The organism is Streptomyces sp. NPDC025721, assembly GCF_055558595.1.
Window position 1 is genome coordinate 516,219 of the sequence record NZ_JBVHMF010000001.1, and the last position, 20,808, is coordinate 537,026.

Here is a 20,808-nt window from a genome sequence, read left to right on the forward strand (position 1 = left end):
CAGGCCGCCGGTCTCCACGGCGGTCGCTCAGGTGGTCAGCGGCACCGTCACCGTCAGCGGCTCACCGTCGCCGAGGTGGAGCAGAGCCCGGCCCGGCGTGACCTGCCCGCCGACGCTGCTGCGGCTCAGCCGAGTACCGATCAGTTCACCGCTCATGGTCTGCTGCGGCGAGAGCAGCACACCGCGGCGCGCCTTCTTGGCGTCGACCTGCCAGCCGGAGAAGCCCGAGCAGATATCCTCCTCGCCGCCCGCGATGACCACGGCCCGGCCGTGGTCGGAACCGCGGGCGATGATCTCCTTCAGCACATCCTTGGCGTCACAGTCGCGCAGCAGCTCCGCGTCGTCGGCCATGACGACCACCGGGCCGCCCTCGGCCTCCTCCAGCGCCTTGCCCAGGTCGTCGGCGGGTATGTCGCTGTCGGTGTACATCCGCAACACCCCTTCGGCGCCCGCCAGTTCACGCAGCGGCGACGGACGGGGAGCCGCGACGACCAGCTTCACGCCCTGCTGCTGATAGCTGCGCGCGAGGGTGAGCAGCAGCGTCGAGCGGCCCGACTTGCCGGGGCCGCCGATGACGAACGCGGGCAGGCCGTCGGACAGGTTCGGCCCGTAGCCGGTGAGTTCGTCGCCGCCGACGCCGACGAGCGCCCACAGCGGATTGCGCGCCGCGTCGGTGTCGCGCATCTCCCACGCGTCGGCGAACGACAGCCGCGAGGGCAGCACGTCCACCCGGAACGGCCGCCGCGCCCTGGGCAGTGCCGCGTCCCGCTCGGTGGCGGCGGCGCCGATCGCGGCCAGCGCCGCGGCCTGGCCCTGACCGGTGGAGTCGTCGGTGAGCAGCGCGACCTGCGTCTCGATACCGGACTCCGCCCGGTACGCGCGGCCCGGCTGGATCTCGTCCGGCACCTTGCGCGGATTGACCGAGATCAGCGAGAAGTCCGAGCGGTCCGCGAGCCGGAAGGCGATCTTGTCCTCGGTGAGCGTGGAGATCCGGCCCGCCATCAGCGTGCGGTCACCGGTGATGATCAGGTGGATGCCGACCGAGGCGCCCTCCCGCAGGAACATGAACAGCTCGTCGCTGAGCGCTCCGTGGTCCAGCTCGCCGAGCGAGGGCGTCCAGCCCTCCCAGCGGTCGAGCAGGATCACGATGTGCGGCAGCCGCTCCTCCTCGGTGGTCACCGCCGCGCGCTGCTCGCCGATGTCCGCGAACCCGTCACCGGCCAGCAGCTCCTGACGGCGCGTCATCTCCGCCTTGAGCCGCCCGATCAGCCGGATCGCCCGCTCCGACTGCGCACGGCCCACGACCGCGCCGCAGTGCGGAAGCTTCGTCAGCGCGTTCAGCGCGCCGTTGCCGCAGTCGATGCCGTACAGGTGCAGATCCGCGGTGGAGTGCGTACGGGCTAGCGAGCCCGCGATCGTCCGCAGGAGTTGGGAGCGGCCGGAGCGCGGGGCGCCCGCCGCCAACAGGTGGCCGAAGGTGTGGAAGTCGATGGCCACCGGGCGCCGGGCCTGGAGCGCGGGCAGGTCCTCGATGCCGTACGCGGCGGGCGGCAGCGCCCCCGCGGCGACCGGCGTCGGCAGCTCGTCAAGCAGCAGACTGTCGGGCAGCGCGGGCAGCCACGGGCTGTGCTGCGGCGGGATCGCCATCCGCTCGTTGGCCTCGCAGATCGCCTCGACGAGCACCTTCAGGTCGGTGATCTCGTCCTCCTCGCCCTTGGCGCCCGCGGGGCGGCGGGGGGCCGAACGGCCGAGCTGCGACCAGTCGACGATGCCCACCCAGGGCGCCACCGTCACGTTCTCGACCGCGCCCGGCCGCCGTCCGCCGACCCGGCCGGACTGGAAGGGGACCAGCGAGGTCGCGCCGAGCCGCACATAGGCGCGGCCCGGAGTGGACTTGGAGATGTTGCCCGCGTCCGGGGCGTCGATGACGTCGGAGGACTCGCTGCCGTCGGTGACGCGCAGCGCTATCCGCAGGTTGGTGTTGGCCCGGATCTCCGGCGAGACGACACCGCTCGGCCGCTGCGTGGCGAGGATGAGGTGGATGCCCAGCGAACGGCCTCGCTGGGCGATGTTGACCAGACCGGTGACGAAGTCGGGCAGCTCACGGACCATCGAGGCGAACTCGTCGATCACGATCAGCAGCCGCGGCATCGGCTTCAGCTCGGGCTGGCGCCGCATCAGGTCGGTGTAGTCCTCGATGTCCTTGGCCCCGGCCTCGGCCAGGATGTGCTCGCGCCGCTTCAGCTCCGCGCCCAGCGACTCCAGCGCGCGCTCCACCAGGTGGGCGTCGAGGTCGGTCACCATGCCGACGGTGTGCGGGAGTTGCACACAGTCCTTGAACGCCGAGCCGCCCTTGTAGTCGATGAGCACGAACGTCATCGCCTCGGGGGTGTTCGCCACCGCGAGCGAGGCCACGATGGTCTGCAACAGCTCCGACTTACCCGAACCGGTCGTACCCGCGATCAGGCCGTGCGGCCCGTCCTTGCGGATGTCGATCGCGAACGGACCGTCGTAGGACTCGCCGACCACCGCCTGGGTGGAGATCGGACTCAGCCGCCAGCGCGAGGCGATGGCGTCGGCCGTCGGCGGCTCGATCTCCAGGACGTCCAACAGGCGGCTGGCGGACGGGATCGCGGAGTCCTCGGCGTCGCCGCTGATGTCCCGGATCGGCGACAGGCAGCGGGCCAGCCGGGAGCACCAGGCGGGCGAGACGAGGTCGGGCCGCACCTTGCGGATGCGTGCCACCCCCGCCTGCTCGACGCGCAACCGGAAGGCGCCGGAGGCCGGTTCCGCCGTCACCGCCTGGGCCTGCTGCGCGCCCGCGTACCAGGCGTTCACCGAGGGAAAGCCGCCCTGCCGGGGCGCGGCCGCCGCGGCGGTCTCCGGAACGGAAGCGACGGTCGCGTCCACGGCGGGCGCCTCGAACTCCGCAATCACCACGGCCTGGCACTCGCCGGGCAGGAAGCGCTCCTCGGAGTCCAGACAGATGGCGAACATCCCGACACCTGGGCCCTCGCGCAGCAGTTGCACCACGCCGGGCAGCGACCGCATCCGCCGCGACCCGTCGAGGATCACCACGATGTCCGGGTCCTTGAAGAAGGCCGCGTGATTGGCCGCGCTGCCCGCCTTCTGCTTCGCCTTCTGCCGTCCGTCCAGAATGGAGGTCAGCTCCGCGACCCGCGCCGCGACCGTCTCGGCGTCCGTGCCCAGCAGCGCGCTGGCGTCCTGCCCGTCGGTCGGCCGCGAGTGCGGCAGCCACCGCACCCAGTCCCAACTCTGCTGCCCCGACTGCTCGGTGAGCACATAGAACTGCACATCCATCGGGCTGCTCAGCGTCGCCATCTGCGCCACCGCCCAACGGCCCATCGCCCGCGCGTCGTCGCCGGGCGCCGCGAAACCGATCACGCCGAGCCTGCGCAACTCCACCGCGACCGGGGCGTCGTCGATCTCCCAGTTGACCTTGCGGCGGTGCTCCTCCTGCTCCGGGTCGTCCAGGATCACCTCGGACGGCAGCTTCGCCGTGCCGACCCTGATCAGCAGGTGGTCGGCGTCGCCGCGCCGCCGCTCCCACAGCCGGGTGCGCGGCCCCGTCGCGGTGTTGAGCACGGTCGCCGGGTCGGGCGAGGCCGCGGCCCGGTCCTTGCGTTCGAGGTCGAGCGCCTTGTTGGCGTCCTGCTCGATGCGTTCCTTGCGCTCGCGGAACTCGGTGACCGTCTTCGCGTACGACTTGCGGCCGTTCTTCTTGTCCATGAAGTGGTTGCCGACCATGACCATCGGGCTGACGACCGCCATGAACAGGTACATCATGCGGTGCATCATGAAGGCCATCATCACGGCCATGAGCAGCGGCATGACCGCCATCAGCCACGGCAGCGGCCGTCCGGCCGGCTCTTTCGGCGGGGTCGGCAGCCGGAAGACGGTGGTCCGCTCGGGCGGTGACAGCCGCGGCGGACGGTTGTAGTCGTAGGTCGCCCCGTCCTCGCCGGGATGCAGCGCCGCGTTCGGCGGGATATAGGGGCCAAGCTCCAGAAGGCTGTTGCCGAGGGAGAGCTGGTCGCCGAGCGGCCATTCCTTCGTGTCGCCGCCGACCGTGACTTGGCACGTGCCGCCCATGCCCACGGTCAGCACCGCGGCGCGCTCCGCCAACTCCGAGTCGTCGATGCGGATCCGGGACGAGGCACCGCGCCCGATCTCCACCTTGCCGATGCCCAGACGGTGGACCGCGCCCGCGTCCGGGCCGCCCGCGACCCGCAGTTCGACCACACCGGCGGGCTCGCCCGGCAGGCAGCCCGCCGGGTCGTAGAGGCTGACCACCGCGCCCTCGCGCAGCGGTGACTGGGCCACCGACCAACTCGGGTCCACCGCGTACCCGTCCACGTACACCGCGGGCGAGCCGGGCGCGCGCGAGGGGCCGCCGGAGATCGAGATGATCTCCGCGCCGCCTGCGCCGACTTTCCGTCCGAGCTCGCGCGCGACATCCGCGACGGTCGACGCGGACTCGGTCTCCACCACAACATCGGCGCGGTCCCCGCCGAGCGGGTCGACCACGGTCAACGACAGACGCACGACGTTCCTCGTTCCCCCGGATGCGACTTGGTTTCTCAGGACGATATCCGCTGGAGGCCGGTCGTGGGGCCTCAGGTGCCGGGCCTGTGGATAACCTGCACCGGTTTATCCACAGGCCGGGAACAGGGCTGGACACGGCCCCCGTCGCGGGTGGGACAGTGGTCCTCAGGCCGGAGGGAAGAGGGGTGGACGGGGCGGGTGGGGTAGCGTGCGGCCCGAGCGTGGGCATGTCACGGAAGCCGTTCCGTTCTGTTGCAAGGCTGTGAGTCGCTTGTCACGGGATGCGCCTTGAGGGTGTTTGTAAGGCGCTGATAGCGTGCGGTGACTTGACATCGGCCTGCGGGCTGTCGCCGGACAGGAGCGCGGCAGTCTCTCCCCACGCAACCGATTTCGAAGAAGCACGCCGGCTCGACGGGGGCAGTGACGTGAGGACCAGGGAACGTTCCGCTGCGGGCGGCGGCAGTAACAGCCGTCAGTCCGGATCCGCGCCCATGCATGGGACGCCGATGGGCGGAGAGCGGCTGCCGACAGTGTCGCGGGAACGCAAACCCGCGTTGGCCGCACTGGCCGTGCTGCTCATTCTCGTCGGCGCGCTCGGCGCCACCGTGATGGTCATGCGCGCGGGGAACAAGATCTCGGTCGTGAAGATCGACCAGGACATCCCGGTCGGGGACCGGATTCCCGCCTCCGCGCTCCGCGAGGTCATGGTCTCCGACGACTCCGGGGTCAACTTCGTGCTGTGGAAGCAGCGCGGCGACCTGGAGAAGAACTACCGGGCGTCCACGAACATCGTCAAAGGCTCCGTCCTGGTCAAGGAGATGGTGACGAACAGCAGCGCCCTCCCGGCCGGGAAGTCGCTGGTCGGACTCTCCCTCAAGCAGGGCGTGTTCCCCGACGGTCTCGCCAACGGCCACACCGTCGCCGCGTATCTGGTGGGGAACGACGCGGCCAAGGGGCAGAACGGCTCCTCGGGCGACAGCGGCGGAGCGAGCGCCAACACGCTGATCAGCGACAGCCTGATCATCAAGTCCGTGAAGTCCGACTCCTCCGGGCTCGGTGGCGGCGACACCCTGGTCACCGTGATCGCGGACTCCTCCGTCGCGGGCAAACTCACCCTCGCCGCCGCGGCGAACGAAGTGGCGCTCGTGCTCATGCCCGACAGCAAGAACTGAGCGAGCGGGCGAATACGTCATGGCACTGATCGCAATCGCCGCGGACAAGGGCTCACCAGGCGTCACCACCAGCGCCGTCGCGCTCGCCGCCGTCTGGCCGCGCCGTGTCCTGCTGGCGGAGGCCGACCCGGCGGGCGGCGACCTCGTCTACCGCTCACCCGCCGCGCACGGCGGCATGCTCGACCCCAACACCGGCCTGCTCTCGCTGGCCGCCACCGCCCGACGCGGCCTGGCCGCCGAGCAGTTGTGGGACCACGCCCAGCCGCTGGCCGGCGGACTCGACGTCCTCGTCGGCATCGGCAGCGCCGAACAGGCCGCCGGTCTGTCCGGACTGTGGCCGATGCTCGGCCAGGCGTTCGCCACGCTCGCCGAGTCGCCCAACGGCGCCGCCGACGTGATCGCCGACTGCGGCCGGATCGGCGCCGACTCGCCCACCCTCGACCTCTTCTCGCACGCCGCCCTCGTCCTCCTGGTGGCCCGCACCGAACCCGAACACCTCGCGCGGGTACGGGACAGGGCCGGTGCGCTGTCGGCCAAACTGCACGGCTCGCAGCGCGGCGCCGCCGCCGCGCTCGGCCACCCGCCGATCGGCATCGTGCTCATCACCGACCCCAGCCACAGCGCCCGACAGGCCAGCCAGGTCAACGAGATGCTGGTGGCCTCGCAGATCTCCGCACGGGTCGTCGGCACCCTCGCGCACGACACGGCGGGCGCCGACACCCTCAACGGCCGCCGCCGGGGCCGCCTGGACAAGTCCCTGCTGATCCGCTCGGCCCGGCAGATCACCGCCGACGTACCGCACCGGTACGGAGTGCTCCGATGAGCACCGTCGACCACCAGTTGGTCAAGCGGTTCCGGCAGGAGGCGGGCGACCGCATCTCGGAACAGCGCCGACTGGACCAGGTGACCGGCGAACCCGCCATGTCACCCGAGGACGAGCGGCAGTTCGCGCGGGCGATCATCGCGCAGATCCTGGAGGACTACGCCCGCGCCGAGATCAACCTCGGCCGCACCCCGCCCGACGCGCAGGCCGAGGAGGCGTACGCGGCAGCCGTGCACGCCGCGCTCTTCGGTGTCGGCAGGCTTCAGCCGCTGCTCGACGACACCGAGGTCGAGAACATCGACATCAACGGCTGCGACCAGGTCTTCGTCGGCTACTCCGACGGCCGCGAGCTCCAGGTCGAGCCGGTCGCCGAGTCCGACGAGGAACTCATCGAGCTGATCCAGGTGCTCGGCGCGTACTCCGGCCTGTCCTCGCGCCCCTTCGACTCCGCGAACCCGCAACTCGACCTGCGGCTCCCGGACGGCTCCCGGCTCTCCGCCGTCATGGACGTCACGCGCCGCCCCGCGCTGTCCATCCGCCGCGCCCGCCTCGGCAAGGTCTTCCTCTCCGACCTGGTCGGCAACTACACGCTCACCCCGGAGTTGGGCTCCTTCCTGTCGGCCGCCGTCCTCGCCCGTAAGAACGTGATGATCGCCGGCGCCACCAACGCCGGAAAGACGACGCTGCTGCGCGCGCTGGCCAACGTCATCCCGCCGCACGAGCGCCTGATCACCGTCGAGCGCGCGCTGGAACTCGGCCTCGACCAGTTCCCCGAGATCCATCCCAACGTCGTGGCGTTCGAGGAGCGGCTGCCCAACTCCGAAGGACAGGGCGCCATTTCGATGGCCGAGCTGGTCCGCCGCTCGCTGCGCATGAACCCCTCGCGCGTCATCGTCGGTGAGGTGCTCGGCGACGAGATCGTCACCATGCTCAACGCGATGTCACAGGGCAACGACGGCTCCCTGTCCACCATTCACGCCAACAGCTCCGCCGAGGTCTTCAACCGCATCTCCACCTACGCACTCCAGGCGCGCGAGCGGCTGCCGGTCGAGGCGTCGCAGATGCTGGTGGCGGGCGCCATCGACTTCGTCGTCTTCGTGCAGCGACGCAACGACTTCCAGCGCGGCGGCACCCTGCGCCGTGTGGTCACCTCCGTCCGTGAGGTGAACGGCGTGGACGGCCGCGTACTGTCCAGCGAGGTGTTCGCCGAGGGGCGGGAGGGCGTGGCACTGCCGCACGCCCCGATCTCCTGCCTCGAGGAACTCCTCGCCAACGGCTACCAGCCCACGGGGGTGTGGCGGTAATGACCGGGATCTTCTCCCTGTCCGTGCTCTACGGACTGCTCGCCGGAGCCGCCGTCGGCGGCGGTATCGCGCTGTTCGTCCTCGCGATGCGCGGCTGGGCGCCCAAGCCCGGTGCGACAGCGCCGGGTGAGTCGTCCGGCGACAAAGCGGCGGAGTTCATGCGCTTCCTGTCGCAGCGCGGCTCGCTCGCCATCGTCGCGGGACTCGTCGTCCTCGGCCTGACCCGCTGGGCCGTCCTCGGTGTCTCCACCGCCGTGCTGGTCTTCACCTGGGACAAGCTCTTCGGCGGCGCGGCGGAGGAACGCGCCGCGATGAAGCGCGTCGAAGCGCTGGCGGCCTGGACCGAGTCGCTGCGCGACACCATCGCGGGCGCCGTCGGCCTCGAACAGGCCATACCCGCCTCGGCCCGCGCCGCCGCACCCGCACTGCGCGGCCACCTGTCGTCGCTCGTCGACCGCCTCAGGTCGCGCACCCCGCTGCCGGAGGCGCTCCAGCACCTCGCCGACGAGATCAACGACGCGTCGGCCGACATCATCATCGCCGCGCTCATCCTCAACGCCCGCCTGCGCGGACCCGGTCTGCGCGAAGTGCTCGGCGCGCTCGCCAAGTCGGCCCGCGAGGAAGTGGACATGCGGCAGCGCGTGATGGCGCAGCGCGCGAGCACCCGGCGCAGTGTGCAGATCGTCGTCGTGGTGTCCGTGGCCTTCGTGCTGGGTCTGGCCATCTTCAACCGCAGCTTCGTCGAGCCGTACGGCACGGCGATCGGCCAGGCCGTACTCACCTTGGTGTGCGCGCTGTTCGCGGCCGGATTCTGGTGGCTGCGGAAGCTGTCGAACATCGAGACGCCGGACCGGTTCCTGGTCCATGAGCCGGAGCGCGTTTCGGCCGCCGACCGCATCGGAGTGCCGCCCGGCCACGGCGCCCACGCACAGGCGACCCCCGGCCAGCCGCTGCCGGGTCACGGAGCGCCGGGGCACGCCGCACCCGGCCACGCGGCGGCACCGGGCCGCGGCGGTGTGCCCGGCCACGGCGGCGTACCGGGCCAGGCCATCCCGGGTCAGGGGGCGGCACGATGAACAACATCCTCTTCACCTGCCTGGTCGGCGCGGCAGTCGGCCTCGGCGTCTTCGTCCTCATCCGGGCGCTCATGCCCGGCAAGCGCAGCGCCGTGCACACGGTGGCGCAGATCGACGCGATGCGCGCCGCGGGCCCGGTCAGCAGCGGACCGGCGCACTCCGCACCGACCGACTTCAAGGGCCGCGTCGGCCAGCGGGTCGCCACCTTCTACCTCCAACAGGGCTGGGAGCAGCGCTCGCTCCGCGCCGACCTCGCCGTGCTCGACCGGAGCTGGGAGAACTTCCTGGCCACGAAGATCATCCTGGCCGCGGCCGGTGTGATCTTCGGGCCGTTCCTCTTCGCCGTGATCTGGCAGCTCGGCATGGGCAGCAACCCCGTGATCCCGGTCTGGATGGCCCTGATCTGCGGCGGCGTCTTCTTCCTCCTGCCGGACTTCGAAGTGCGCCGCGACGCCGCCGACAAGCGCAAGGACCTGCGCCGGGTCATCGGCGCCTACCTCGACCTGGTGTCGATGAACCTCGCGGGCGGCCGCGGTCTGCCCGAGGCCCTGATGGCCGCCGCCGAGATCAGCGACGGCTGGGCCCTGACCCGTATCCGCAACTGCCTGGCCGATGCCCGGATCACCGGCACCAGCCAGTGGGTGGCCCTCGGCAGACTCGGCGACGAGCTGGGCGTCGAGGAGTTGAGGGACCTGTCCGTCACACTCGGCCTGGTGGCCGACGACGGCGCGAAGGTCCGCGAGTCGCTCGCCTCGCGCGCCGAGACGATGCGGCACCGGGAACTCGCCGAGATCGAGGGATCCGCGGGCGAGAAGTCCCAGTCCATGCTCGTCGCGCAACTCCTGCTGTGCGCGGGCTTCCTGGTCTTCCTGATCTTTCCCGCCGCGATGCGCGTGTTCCAGGTCTGACCGCCAACGTCTCTGAGCACCACTGTCTCCGATCGTCACCGTCCCTCCTGAGCACCACTGTCATCGAAACGCCGAGCGTCGAGTCGAGAGGACTTGAACCATGAACCGCTTGTCCAAGGTCAGCCATCCGGCTGTCGACTTCCTTCTCACCTTCCTCAAGGGGCGCGTCGAGCGCGCCCGTTCCGAGGGCCTGTCCCGCGGTGCCTCCGCCGTCGAGTGGGTGATCATCTCCGCGGTGGTCGTCACCGTCGTCGGCGTGGTCGCCGTCATCATCAACGGCGCCCTCAAGGGCAAGGCATCGGACGTCGGCAACTGCATCTCGAACACCACGGACAGCAAGACCTGCTGAGGCCGGGACCGATATCCGTGATGGAACGACGAATCGACGCGCTGCACCACGCCGTACGCCGCAGGCTGGACGCCGCCCGCGGCGACAGCGGCGTGGGCAGCCGTACGAGCACGAGAGCGGTAAGCGGCGCGGGGGCGCCTACCGGCGATGACCGCGGGATGACCGCGATCGAGTTCGTCTTCCTCACCCCGGTCCTGTTCTTCATGATCTTCGCGACGGTGCAGTTCGGTCTGTACTCCTTCGCCGACCATGTCGCGCAGGCGGCCGCGCACGCCGGTGCCCGCAAGGCGCGGGCGGAGGCCGACGCCGATCCCGGCGGCTGGTCGGGCAAGGCGACCAGCGCGGCCGAGGACCGTATCGACCAGCTCGGACCGAATCTGCTGGACGGCCGCAAGGTGACGTCCTTGCAGCCGGACGCGGCCACGGTCGGCGTGCGCGTCACGGCCGACGTACCGACCATCTTCCCCGGCTTCCACTTCAAGGTGAACGAAAGTTCCCAGGGGCCGGTGGAGCGCTTCGTACCGGACAACGGGGGCTGATCCGATGCGTACCCGACTGCGAACCGCACTGCGCACCAGACGGGTGGGGGAGCGGGCCGACGGAGGGCTGTCCACCATCGAGGTGGTGATCCTCGCCCCGATCATGATCCTGTTCATCCTGATCCTGGTCGCCTTCGGCCAACTCGTCGACGGCCGGGGCGCGGTGGACGGCGCCGCCAGGGACGCCGCCCGTGCGGGGTCGATCCAGCGCAGTCAGGGCGTCGCCATGTCCGAGGCGATCGCGGCGGCCCGGGCGGACCTCGGCGACACCTGCGTGGCCGGCACCTTGTCGGTGAAGAAGACCAGCGAGGGCTTCGAGGCCGACACCCTCTTCAGGGTCGAGGTGAGCTGCACCATCCGCGGCCTCGCCTCGCTCGGCCTCAAGATCAACAAGACGATCACGTCGACGGCGGCCTCACCGCTCGACCCGTACCGACGGGCGGAGTGACCGATGCACGCGACACGGCACGTCGTACGGCGCCTCGTAGGAAGGGTGGCGCGGAGGGTGGTACGCCGCCCCGACCGCGGCTCCGGCACCGCCGCGATGCTTATCTTCGCCGTGGTGTTCATGGCGCTCGCCGCCTTCGTCGTCGACGGCGGACTGTCGATCTCCAAGCGCGAGCGCGCCGCCGACATAGCCGAGCAGGCGGCCCGTTACGCGGCCCAGGACATCGACGTCGAGGCGCTGCGCAACGCTCCCGCGGGCACCCAGCCCGTGATCAACACCGGGGCCTGCACCGGCAGGGTCAGGAATTTCGCCGAGCAGTCGGGGCTGAGCCCGGCCGACGTCATGGCCTCCTACTGCACCTCCGCCCTGCCCAACCGGGTGGAGGTGACCGTCCAGCTCACGTATGAGCCGATGCTCACCGGTTTCTTCTACGACCACAACATCGTCGTCCACGGTACGGCGGCGGCCGAGTCCGTCACGGGACCGGCCAACTAGTCCGTGACAAGCAGCCCTTAGCAGCAGTCGTACAGCACCAGTCGTATAGCACCAGTCGTTCCGCAGCAGTCGTACAGCACCAGTCGTACAGCACCAGCCGTTCAGCCGAAGCACCAGCCGCTCCAACCGAAGGCAGAGGAAGCAGCCATGGCACGCGCGACCGCCACGGGACGTAACCGTACGCAGCAGGGTGGGGCGGCGGCGCGCCCGCCGCGCAGGCACCGTACGTTCGGCGACGTCGTGCGCGCGCTCGGCGCGTTCCTGGCGCTCGCCGTGCTCGTGGTGGGCGTGCCGGGCGCGCTCCTGTACTTCATCGGGTCGCCGTTCCCGCACCACTTCGACTCCGACCTGGTGCAACAGCCCATCACCAGCGAGACGTTCGTCAACACGCTGGCCGTGATCGTATGGCTGGCCTGGGCGCAGTTCACGGCGTGCGTGCTGGTCGAGACCAAGGCGGCGGTCTCCGGCGTGGGCATGCCGAGCCGGGTGCCGGGCGCGGGCCCGAGCCAGTTGCTGGCACGGCAGTTGATCGCGGCGCTGCTGCTCGTCGGCGTGAGCACCGCGGGCCTCGTCCCCGGTCTGTCCCAGCTCGGCCAGGGCAACCAGCACGAGAGCCAGGCGCGGCCGGGCGTGGCCGCCACCGCGCAGCAGACCCCCGGCCAGCAGCACCAGGCACGTACCGTCAGCGCCGCCGTACCGCATCAGCAGGCCGCCCAGCACGCGGCGGGATCGCACCAGAGCGCGGGTCAGTCGGCGCACAAGGACACCAAGTTCTACCGGATCCAGCCGCCCGAGGGCAGGCACCACGACTCGCTGTGGGAGATCGCGCAGCGCCACCTCGGCGACGGCCGCAGGTACAACGAGATCTACCAGCTCAACAAGGACCGCGTGCAGCCGGACGGCTCCAAGCTGTCGCAGGCCAGCCTCATCCGGCCCGGCTGGGTGATGGAGATGCCCTCCGACGCGCACGGCGGCGATCTCGTGGAGATGCCCGTCGCGGCCACGCACGTCGCGCCCGACGTGCAGCATTACGCCGAGCACGGCGGCGCCAAGGACACCACGGCCGAGGGCGCGCACGCCTCCGCCCAGCACGCGGCGGCCGAGCAGGGCGGCGGCGGGACCGGCGCCCAGGGCGGCGGATCGGGCGGTTCCGGCTCCACCGACAGCGCGTCCGCCGAGACCGGCCCCGACGGTACGGGCACGGGCGGTACGGGCACGGGCGGGTCCGGCGGTCGCCACGCGGCCGTCACCACCCCGGCCCACGCCGAGACGGCACCCGAGCATGGGCCCACCGCCGCCTTCACCGCGAACTCCTCCTCCCACTCGCACGGCTTCGACCTGTCCGAAGCGCTGATCGCCGCCCCGCTGCTGGCCGCGGGCCTGCTCGCCGCGCTCGGCCGCCGCCGTCGTACGGCCCTGTGGCAGTCGGTCACCGCGGGCGGCCTGCGCACGCCGCGCACCCCCACCGGGCCGCAGGCCGACGCCGCCGACGCCCTGCGCGTGGGCGCCGACCAGGACACCGTCGCCTTCCTCGACCGCGCGCTGCGCGCGCTGTCCGGCCGCCTCGACGCCGAGGGCCTCAAGCTCCCGACCGTCTACGCCGCGTGGCTCACCGACGAGGCCCTGCACCTGCAACTGGCCTGGCCCGAGGGCCAGCCGCCGGCCCCCTGGCAGCTCGGCCAGGACCAGACCTTCTGGCGGCTCGACCGCGCCGACCTCACCGAGGACGCGGACGTGTCGGCGGCGGCCCCGTACCCCGGCCTGGTCGCGCTCGGCACGCTCGACGGAGCGCGGCTGCTGCTCAACCTCGAAGCGGTGCCCGGCATCGTCTCGCTGTCCGGAGCCGCCGCCGACCGCGAGGCCGTACTGGCCTCCGTCGCCTCGGAGTTGGCCACCAACGGCTGGTCGGACCGGATGACCGTCACCCTTGTCGGCTTCGCCGAGGACCTCACGGCCCTCGCCCCCGCCCGCGTCCGGCACCTCGCCGACGTGCCCGAGGTCATCGAGACGATGTCCGCGGAGACCGCGCAGCGGGCGGGCGCCCTGCGTACAGCGGGCCAGGACAGCGTCCTCACCGGGCGCACCGGCCGCGCCCAGCACACCCAATGGGCACCGCACCTCGTCCTGCTCGCCGCCGAGCCCACCGAGGAGGAGGCGAACCGGCTGGCCGAACTCGCCTCCGACGCGGGCCGGCTCGGCATCGGCTACCTCGTCGCCTCCAGCCGTCCCGACATGCCGGGCGCCGCCTGGGAGCTGGAGATCACCTCCGCGGGACGGCTGCTCGCCCCGCTGCTCGGCCTCGACCTCGAAGCGCAGGTGCTGCCCGCCGATCAGTACCAGGCCGTGCTGCGGCTGTTCGCCGAGGCGGGCGGCGAGGACGGCCCCGGATCGGGCCCCGACGCCCCGCCGTTCATGGTGGACCTCTCCGACCAGGGACGGCCCGGCGTGTACGCGCGCCTGCTCGGCTCCTTCGAACTCGTCGGCGTCGACGAACCGTCCGCCGAGCGCAGCCAGCTCCTCCACGAGGCCCTGGCCCTGCTCCTCCTGCACCGCGAAGGCGTCCACCCCCGCGTCCTGGCCTCCGCGCTCTGGCCGCGCGGTGTCACCGAGGACGTACGCGACGCCCTCGTCGAGCGCCTCCGCGACTGGCTCGGCACCGACCCCGGCGGCATCGCCCGGCTCACCATCGACGACACCGGCCGGATCGTCCTCGCGTCCTCCGTCGTCTCCGACTGGGACGTCCTCCAGACCCTCCACCACGAGGCCACCGAGGGCAGCGCCGCCTCCGACCCCACCGCCCGCCGCCGCCTGCTCACCCAGGCCCTCTCGCTGGCCCGCGGCCCGCTCCTCCAGGACCGCACCGCGGGCCGCTACGGCTGGCTCTCCCACGAGATAGTCGACGCCCAACACCCCGTCCTCGTCGCCGAGATCGCCCTCGCGCTCTCCGCCCTCCACCTCGACGCGGCCAAGCCGAAGGCGGCCGTCGCGGCCATCGAGGCGGCCCTGGTCGTCTCCCCCAACGACGAGCGCCTCTGGCTCGAACTCCTCCGCGCCACCCAGGCCACCGGCGACCCCGCCCGCCTCCAGGCCGCCGCCAACTCCCTCATCGCCCGCAGCGACTCCCTCGGCGGCCCCAGCCGCGGCCTCCCGCCCCGCGTCGAAGCCCTCCTGGACGAACTGCTCCCCGATTGGCGCGGCAGCATCGCCAACTGACCCTCACGAACTGACCATCATGGCGGGGGAGTATCACCAACCGACCCTCTCCCCACGGACTCTCACGGAGCTTCGATGAACAAGTCCCTCGCCGCCGCGGTCTCGACCGTCACCCTCACGGTGACGGCCCTCGTCACCCTCACGGCCTGCGGTGGCTCGGACGACTCCGCGAGCGACAAGATCACCGACACTCCGTCGTCCCAGTCCGCCCCGTCGCCGACCGCGTCCGCCACGGCGTCGCCGGTCACCTCCGCGACGGCGGAGCCCATGGACTTCCACCTGCCGTCCGACATCAAGGTCGTCATCGACGCCGATGCGACCGGCGACGCCGCCAAGGACGCGGTACTGCACGGCCAGGCCGACACATTGACGGCACGTCAGAAGCTTTACGTGGACCTGGATCCGGCCTCGAACGTACTGAAAGCGTACTTCTCCGGACAGGCCCGGTCGTTCTACGCTGAGCAGATCGCGAAGCGGAAGAAAGAGGGCCGTACGGTGACGGGGACCTACCGCTACTACGACCGCAAGGTGACGGCGGTGACGGCCGACACCGCGGTCGTGACCTATTGCGAAGACCAGTCCAAGGCGTACTCGAAGGACATCAAGACCGGTGAGGTCCTGCACACCGCGCCGACCGCCGACGACTACCGCCTCTATACGGCCACTTTGCTGAGGAACGCGGCGGGCGTCTGGCAACTCGACTCCTTCCAGGGCAAAGCGGCCGCCCCGGCCTGCCAATGAGGGCCCCTCGGCGGGCCGTCGTCGGCGCGAGCGTCCTCAATATCCTCGGCGTCGCGTTACTGGGAGCGGCGAGTCCCGCCGTCGCGGGAGACGGCGACCCCATCTCCCCGCCGTCCAAGCCTCCTACGCGTCAGGCGACCTCCGACAACGGCTCCATCAGCGCGGGCGTCCAACTGGACACACGCCACAACGGCAGCGGACGCTCGGTACCGGTGTCGGCGGTGGACCGCAACTGGACGCCGCCGCTGTGCTGGAGTCAGCCGAAGTACGACGCGGAGCAGTACAAGGACTGGGCGCTCGGCCCTGAGAACGTCGGAATCGGTCCCAACGCCGCCCAGATCGCCGAGACCGTCAAGAAGCGCACCGACTTCCACGAAGACGCCAAGGGCGCATGGTGGTTCCGGACCTACGACGTCGACCAGATGACGTCCGGTTCCACGACGCCCGGCCGGGTGGCCGCGTGCACGTCGATCCCCGGCCAACAGTGGGTCGACGCCGTCGCCCCCAAGCCGATGCTCGCTCTCTCACCCCAGGTGCTGTCGGGCCTGGCCTACAAGGCCCTGCTGCTGCCCACACCCCCCGTCCGATTGAGCCCGGTCGCCGACAACCAAATCGTCAACGTCCCCACCTTCGCGTCGTTCACCGGGGCCCTCCCCGACCGTGTCTGGGTGACCGCCAGCTTCGACGCACTCGGCCTCACCATCGCTGCCACAACTGTCGCTGTTCCCAGCGCCCTTCGCATCGACGCGGGTACTCCTTACGCCGAGCCGCAGACGTGTGAATACGACCTCACACCTGCCGCGGGCGGCGGGTACCAGGTGGACTCGTCGAAGGACGCCTGCAACGTCACGTACCGCAAAGCGGGCCCGTACACCCTGCACGCCGAGATCACGTGGAAGGTGACGTGGACGGCGTCGGCGAATCCGAACGGACCGGTGGCGGAGCCGGGCTTGCCGGACGGACTGTCGGGCAATGATGTCGCGGTGGTGGCGAAGGAGGTCCAGACGGTGGTGCGCTGAGCGTGTGAGCGGTGCCGCGTCAAATCCGATTCACCCGTAACCCCGAGGCGGATCGGGGTCGTTGTCAGTCCGTAGGTAACGGCATATGACGGCGACAACGAGGGTGGTCGGGGTACGAGGATGGCGGACCTCAAGGTGACGGATCAGGTGCTCGCCGATTCGGAGCGGCTGTTGACGAAGCTGCACTTCGAGTTCAAATGCATCAAGGCCCATCGGGACGACCTGCACCACATCTGGGGGTCGGGCGCGGTAGCGGGCGCGATGGACGCGTTCGTCAACAACTGGGCGTGGTACCGCAAGAAGCTCATCGGCGGCATCGAGTCCGTCGGCGGACTCGTCGGCGCGGCCCGCGAGACGTTCAAGCAGACCGACGAACACCTCGCCAAGAGCGGCTGACCCCCGTGGCGACGACCACCAGGCCGCGCCCGCGCGACTGGCACCCTCTCACCGACACCGATCCCACCCCCGGTGACCCCGAGTCCATCCGCGACGAGGTCGCCCACATGAAGCACCTCGCGGGCATGCTCAGAGCCGAGGCCGCCGACCTCAAGGTCATCGGCACCGGCGACGGCCTCAAGGGCCGCTACGCCACCAAACTGCGCGACGAAGCCCGCGAACTGGAAGTCCACCTCCGCGAGACCGCCGGCCGCTACGAACGCGTCCACGGCCATCTCACCGCCTGGGCCGGCGAATTGGAGGCCATCCAGTCCGACGCCGACCGCATCCTGCGAGGCGCACGCGCCGACGCCGAGACGGCTCCCCCTGAGGACACCGAATCTGCCTCGGGCGACGACCCGCTCGCCAAGTACCGCCGCTCCCTGACCAGGGTCGAGGCCCATCGTGACGAGCGGGCCTCGCACTACGCGGCGCGTATCCGGCACGAGATCAACGACAAGATCAAGGACAGTTGGTGGGAGCGGCGCAAGAACGAGATTGACGGGGTGAAGGGGGCGATTTCGCTTGTCGCGGACGTGATGAGCTGGGTCGCCACCGCTATCGCCCTGGTTGCGATCGTGATGACTCCAGCGGGCTGGGTCGCGGCACTCGCGATGTGGCTCGCGATCGGCGTTTTCGCCGCGCACCTGCTGCTCGCCTCCGCCGGTGACTGTTCCTGGCTGGACGTCGGCATGGACATCTTCGGCCTCCTTACCATGGGCGTTGGCACGATCGCCCTCAACAATCTCCGAGGCGTCCAGATCGCCACGAAGCTCGCCGCCGAGGCCGCAGCCGAGGAGCGGGCCGCCGCCACTGCCACCCGCGCCTCCCGGTCGGTCCTCGACCGGACCTCCGCCACCGTCAATCGTCGCGGTACCACCAGCGCAGCCCGGGCCACGGCCCGCCACGAGCGCAACATCGCCAAGGCGGCGGCCAAGCGCGCGGGCCGCGCCGCCGCTGCGGGCGAGGCCGCCACCCCCGTGGCCGAGGCCACCCAGCGCGAAGCGGTGCTTCTGGGCGGCGACCGCGAGACGGCGAATCTTTACAAGGACGTGGTCCGGATGCGGGCCGCGTATCCGGAGAGTGGCGCTGTGCAGCGGGCGAGCCAGGGTGCCGAGCGGCACCGACGGCTGTTTCAAGGAGCTTGGGGAGCTGCCACCGTGGCCGACGGCGTCGACAAGATCGTGGGCGATAGCGATGCGATTCCGCAGAAACCTGCGTATGGGCCCTACGGAGACTTCAAGGACCGGTACACGCGGGAGGTCGGAACCACGTGGTAAGCGCACGGCAGCAGACGGCGGCTCACGACTTGCTCCGGGAACAGGGGTGTTCTCTGTGAGCGACGTGACGAATGCTTCCTTGCTCGCGCGCAGCGACAAGTTGGTCCGGTGGAGCGCGGTGGTGCCGTTCGGTGGGCTCTGCCTGATTTCCGTCACAGCTCGCCTGACCGATCCGAGCCGGACCGTCTTCGTCGCGGAGATGCTGAGCTTGTCCTGCGCAGGACAGCTCCTGGTGTGGCTAGGTATGCACGGTCTGCGGCGTAGTCGAGGCTGGGATTCCGGGGTGCTCTTCTACGTGGGGCTCGGCGGATTGATGAACGCCTTGGCGGTCGCGTCGACCGGCATCGTCTACCTCGCGCCCATCCCCTTGCTGGCTCCAGCCACCGCCTGGCTCGCCAAAGTGCGGCTGCGCCGCAAACCCCCGGCGGAGGCGGCCCGGTGACGGCCGCGACCACCCCCGTCGGGTACACCCTCGTGCTGCCCCCGGGCTGGGCCCGGATCCCTCTGCGCGCGGGCACCGCGACGGCGTTGGACGAGAAGGTGTTTCGGGGGATCGAGCGGATTCCGGCGGGGGTGCCGAGGGATGAGGGGATGGCGTTTCGGGCGGAGGTGCGCCGGAGGGTGGAGGGGATGGCGCGGGAGGCGAGGGCGGGGGGTGGGCTGGATCTGTATGTGCCGGTGAAGGCGCGGGCGGGGCTGGTGGTGGGGGCGTCGTTCGTGGTCGCCGAGGTGGCGGGGGAGTGGGCGGGGGAGGAGACGGGGGCGGAGGCCGTGTTGGGGCGGCTGGTGGGGGAGGAGCGGGGCGGGGCGCCAGGGGAAGTGCGGGAGGTCGCGGGGACGTTGGGCGTGCGGTGGGAGTACGTGGAGCCGCCGGCCCTCCGCGAGAGCGAACCGGTGGAGACGTATGCGCGGCATGTCGACTACGTCGTCCCCGTGCCGAGGCAGGGCGCGGGGCGGTGGCTCGCGGTGGCGTTCTCGACGGTGGGGGACGGGGATCCGGGCAGCGAATTCACCAGGGCGCTGGCCGAGTTGTTCGACGCGCTGATGACGACGTTCCGTTGGAGCTACGCGTGAGCGGGAGCCGGCTGGACGCCCGGCGGGTGGACGGTTCGCGGTGGGTGTGGGTGCCGACGCGGTGGCCGGTGCCGGGGAGCGAGGGGGAGTTCCCGGACGCCGCCGCGTACGCGCGGGTGATGGCCGAGGCGCACTGGGAGGACAGCGCCTTGACGCCGGGCCCCGGCGAGGTACGGGAGTTGGCCGAGGCGCTGACGTACGGGATGGAGCGGTATCCGCGCGTCTATCCGGGGTACGGGCTGCACTTCCACCTGGACGGCCCGCGCGGGAATCCGCTGGCCGTGTACTGGGCGGAGTTCGACATCGAGGGCGAACTGCCCGGCGAATTGCGGGAGCTCACCCACGCGGACGCGGAGTACGCCGTGGAGCCGCCGATCGTCGAGGACTTCGGCAGTGAGCACTTGGGCACCGGCATCCGCGTGATGCGCTACTTCGTCGACCCGGACGACAACGGCATCACCATCGGCCTCCGTTACGCGTGGCGCGTGCCCGAGCACGGTGCGGACGTGCTCGTGATGACGGCGGCGCCCGATCCGGGGCGGGTGCTCCGGGCGATGGACGACATCGACGCCTTCGCGCGGGCCCTGCACTTCGGCCCCTGACGTCACCGGCTACGCGCTCCGCGCCCGTAGCGCCGTCTTCTTGGCCTGGTTGCCGCACACGTCCATGGAGCACCAGCGCCGCGTCCCCGGACGGGACTGGTCGAGGAAGACGGCGCCGCAGGTCGGGGAGGCGCAGGGACGCAGGCGCGGCAGCAGTTCGGGGGTGGCGGCGAGGTCGAGGGCGTCGCGGGCGATCATGGCGAGGGTCGCGGCGAGGGGGTCGTCCGCATGCCACTGGAGGTCGCCGGAGGGGGCGAGGCGGGGGGCGGGGACGGCGTGGGCGGCGGCGCGGTTGAGCCGGGCGCGGGCGGTGTCGCCGAGGCCGGAGCCGGGGGCCGCGCCGGGTTCCCTGCCGGGGGCCATGGCGGCGCTGACCAGCGCGTGGACCGCCTCGCGCAAGGCGCGGGCCTCGCGCAGCCGGGCGGGTGTGGGCGGGGTGGCGGGTACGTCGGAGCAGGGGCCGCACTGCCGTACCCAGGCGATCAGCGCCTCCGGATCGGCCAGCTCCTCGGTGACCGCGGGCGTGCCCCGGTAGCGCAGTGTCCGCAGGTAGTCGAGGCACAGCCGCCCGGCGCCCTCGCGGAAACGCGGCTGAGCACGGCCGCCGTCCAGGGCCGGGGCGTAGGCGTCGATGCCGTTCGCGGTCATACGGGCCACTCTACCGGGGAACCGGTTTAACTGGTACCTTCGGAACTGGTTAAACCGGTTTCCACTTCGACGAGGTATCGATGTCCCAGCCGTCGTCCGACGCACCGTCCCCAGGG

General features: G+C 71.2%; 19 protein-coding genes. 17 read left to right on the forward strand and 2 right to left on the reverse strand.

Annotated features, from left to right (window positions below; genetic code table 11):
* Nucleotides 1-27 precede the first annotated feature (27 nt).
* The gene (locus tag ACZ4EF_RS02300) at nucleotides 28-4,566 is read right to left on the reverse strand and encodes an FtsK/SpoIIIE domain-containing protein (protein ID WP_467502312.1); all 4,539 of its coding nucleotides are present in this window, start codon (nucleotides 4,564-4,566) and stop codon (nucleotides 28-30) included.
* A 491-nt stretch (nucleotides 4,567-5,057) separates the two neighbouring features.
* Here ACZ4EF_RS02300 and ACZ4EF_RS02305 point away from each other — a divergent pair, with 491 nt between their 5' ends.
* The 17 genes from ACZ4EF_RS02305 to ACZ4EF_RS02385 all read left to right on the forward strand — a co-directional run bounded on the left by ACZ4EF_RS02305 (nucleotide 5,058) and on the right by ACZ4EF_RS02385 (nucleotide 20,044).
* The gene (locus ACZ4EF_RS02305) at nucleotides 5,058-5,738 is read left to right on the forward strand and encodes a hypothetical protein (RefSeq protein ID WP_467502314.1); all 681 of its coding nucleotides are present in this window, start codon (nucleotides 5,058-5,060) and stop codon (nucleotides 5,736-5,738) included.
* 19 nt (nucleotides 5,739-5,757) lie between these two features.
* Nucleotides 5,758-6,561, forward strand: a complete 804-nt coding sequence (locus tag ACZ4EF_RS02310) for a hypothetical protein (RefSeq protein ID WP_391162466.1) — start codon at nucleotides 5,758-5,760, stop codon at nucleotides 6,559-6,561.
* Nucleotides 6,558-7,865, forward strand: a complete 1,308-nt coding sequence (locus ACZ4EF_RS02315) for a CpaF family protein (protein ID WP_391162465.1) — start codon at nucleotides 6,558-6,560, stop codon at nucleotides 7,863-7,865. The genes ACZ4EF_RS02310 and ACZ4EF_RS02315 overlap by 4 nt, the downstream gene beginning before the upstream one ends.
* The gene (locus ACZ4EF_RS02320; RefSeq protein ID WP_355337489.1) at nucleotides 7,865-8,941 is read left to right on the forward strand and encodes a type II secretion system F family protein; all 1,077 of its coding nucleotides are present in this window, start codon (nucleotides 7,865-7,867) and stop codon (nucleotides 8,939-8,941) included. The genes ACZ4EF_RS02315 and ACZ4EF_RS02320 overlap by 1 nt, the downstream gene beginning before the upstream one ends.
* Entirely contained in the window at nucleotides 8,938-9,849 is a 912-nt protein-coding gene (locus ACZ4EF_RS02325) for a type II secretion system F family protein (RefSeq protein WP_391162464.1), read from the forward strand. The genes ACZ4EF_RS02320 and ACZ4EF_RS02325 overlap by 4 nt, the downstream gene beginning before the upstream one ends.
* A gap of 100 nt (nucleotides 9,850-9,949) precedes the next feature.
* The gene (locus ACZ4EF_RS02330) at nucleotides 9,950-10,198 is read left to right on the forward strand and encodes a hypothetical protein (protein WP_391043127.1); all 249 of its coding nucleotides are present in this window, start codon (nucleotides 9,950-9,952) and stop codon (nucleotides 10,196-10,198) included.
* Nucleotides 10,199-10,218: 20 nt separating this feature from the next.
* Nucleotides 10,219-10,737, forward strand: a complete 519-nt coding sequence (locus ACZ4EF_RS02335; protein WP_355337498.1) for a TadE family protein — start codon at nucleotides 10,219-10,221, stop codon at nucleotides 10,735-10,737.
* Between the two features lie 4 nt (nucleotides 10,738-10,741).
* The gene (locus ACZ4EF_RS02340; protein ID WP_355337501.1) at nucleotides 10,742-11,185 is read left to right on the forward strand and encodes a TadE/TadG family type IV pilus assembly protein; all 444 of its coding nucleotides are present in this window, start codon (nucleotides 10,742-10,744) and stop codon (nucleotides 11,183-11,185) included.
* Nucleotides 11,186-11,188: 3 nt separating this feature from the next.
* Entirely contained in the window at nucleotides 11,189-11,680 is a 492-nt protein-coding gene (locus ACZ4EF_RS02345) for a Tad domain-containing protein (RefSeq protein WP_391043130.1), read from the forward strand.
* 147 nt (nucleotides 11,681-11,827) lie between these two features.
* Nucleotides 11,828-14,893 (forward strand): LysM peptidoglycan-binding domain-containing protein, encoded by a 3,066-nt coding sequence (locus ACZ4EF_RS02350; protein ID WP_467502319.1) that lies wholly within the window; start codon nucleotides 11,828-11,830, stop codon nucleotides 14,891-14,893.
* A gap of 75 nt (nucleotides 14,894-14,968) precedes the next feature.
* Nucleotides 14,969-15,634 carry a hypothetical protein gene (locus ACZ4EF_RS02355; protein ID WP_467502321.1) on the forward strand — a complete coding sequence of 222 codons (666 nt, stop codon included), beginning with the start codon at nucleotides 14,969-14,971 and terminating at the stop codon, nucleotides 15,632-15,634.
* The gene (locus ACZ4EF_RS02360) at nucleotides 15,631-16,653 is read left to right on the forward strand and encodes a hypothetical protein (protein WP_467502322.1); all 1,023 of its coding nucleotides are present in this window, start codon (nucleotides 15,631-15,633) and stop codon (nucleotides 16,651-16,653) included. The genes ACZ4EF_RS02355 and ACZ4EF_RS02360 overlap by 4 nt, the downstream gene beginning before the upstream one ends.
* 120 nt (nucleotides 16,654-16,773) lie before the next feature.
* On the forward strand, nucleotides 16,774-17,049 hold the full coding sequence (locus tag ACZ4EF_RS02365) for a hypothetical protein (protein WP_467502324.1): 276 nt from the start codon (nucleotides 16,774-16,776) through the stop codon (nucleotides 17,047-17,049).
* Between the two features lie 5 nt (nucleotides 17,050-17,054).
* The gene (locus ACZ4EF_RS02370) at nucleotides 17,055-18,368 is read left to right on the forward strand and encodes a hypothetical protein (protein WP_467502326.1); all 1,314 of its coding nucleotides are present in this window, start codon (nucleotides 17,055-17,057) and stop codon (nucleotides 18,366-18,368) included.
* A gap of 55 nt (nucleotides 18,369-18,423) precedes the next feature.
* On the forward strand, nucleotides 18,424-18,810 hold the full coding sequence (locus ACZ4EF_RS02375; protein WP_467502328.1) for a hypothetical protein: 387 nt from the start codon (nucleotides 18,424-18,426) through the stop codon (nucleotides 18,808-18,810).
* 86 nt (nucleotides 18,811-18,896) lie between these two features.
* The gene (locus tag ACZ4EF_RS02380) at nucleotides 18,897-19,442 is read left to right on the forward strand and encodes a hypothetical protein (RefSeq protein ID WP_401310087.1); all 546 of its coding nucleotides are present in this window, start codon (nucleotides 18,897-18,899) and stop codon (nucleotides 19,440-19,442) included.
* Nucleotides 19,439-20,044, forward strand: coding sequence for a hypothetical protein (locus tag ACZ4EF_RS02385; RefSeq protein WP_467344903.1), 606 nt, complete (start codon nucleotides 19,439-19,441; stop codon nucleotides 20,042-20,044). Before ACZ4EF_RS02380 ends, ACZ4EF_RS02385 begins: the two co-directional genes overlap by 4 nt.
* A gap of 9 nt (nucleotides 20,045-20,053) precedes the next feature.
* On the opposite strand, the gene ACZ4EF_RS02390 is transcribed toward ACZ4EF_RS02385, so the two are convergent.
* Nucleotides 20,054-20,692, reverse strand: a complete 639-nt coding sequence (locus ACZ4EF_RS02390) for a CGNR zinc finger domain-containing protein (protein WP_467502330.1) — start codon at nucleotides 20,690-20,692, stop codon at nucleotides 20,054-20,056.
* Nucleotides 20,693-20,808 lie beyond the last annotated feature (116 nt).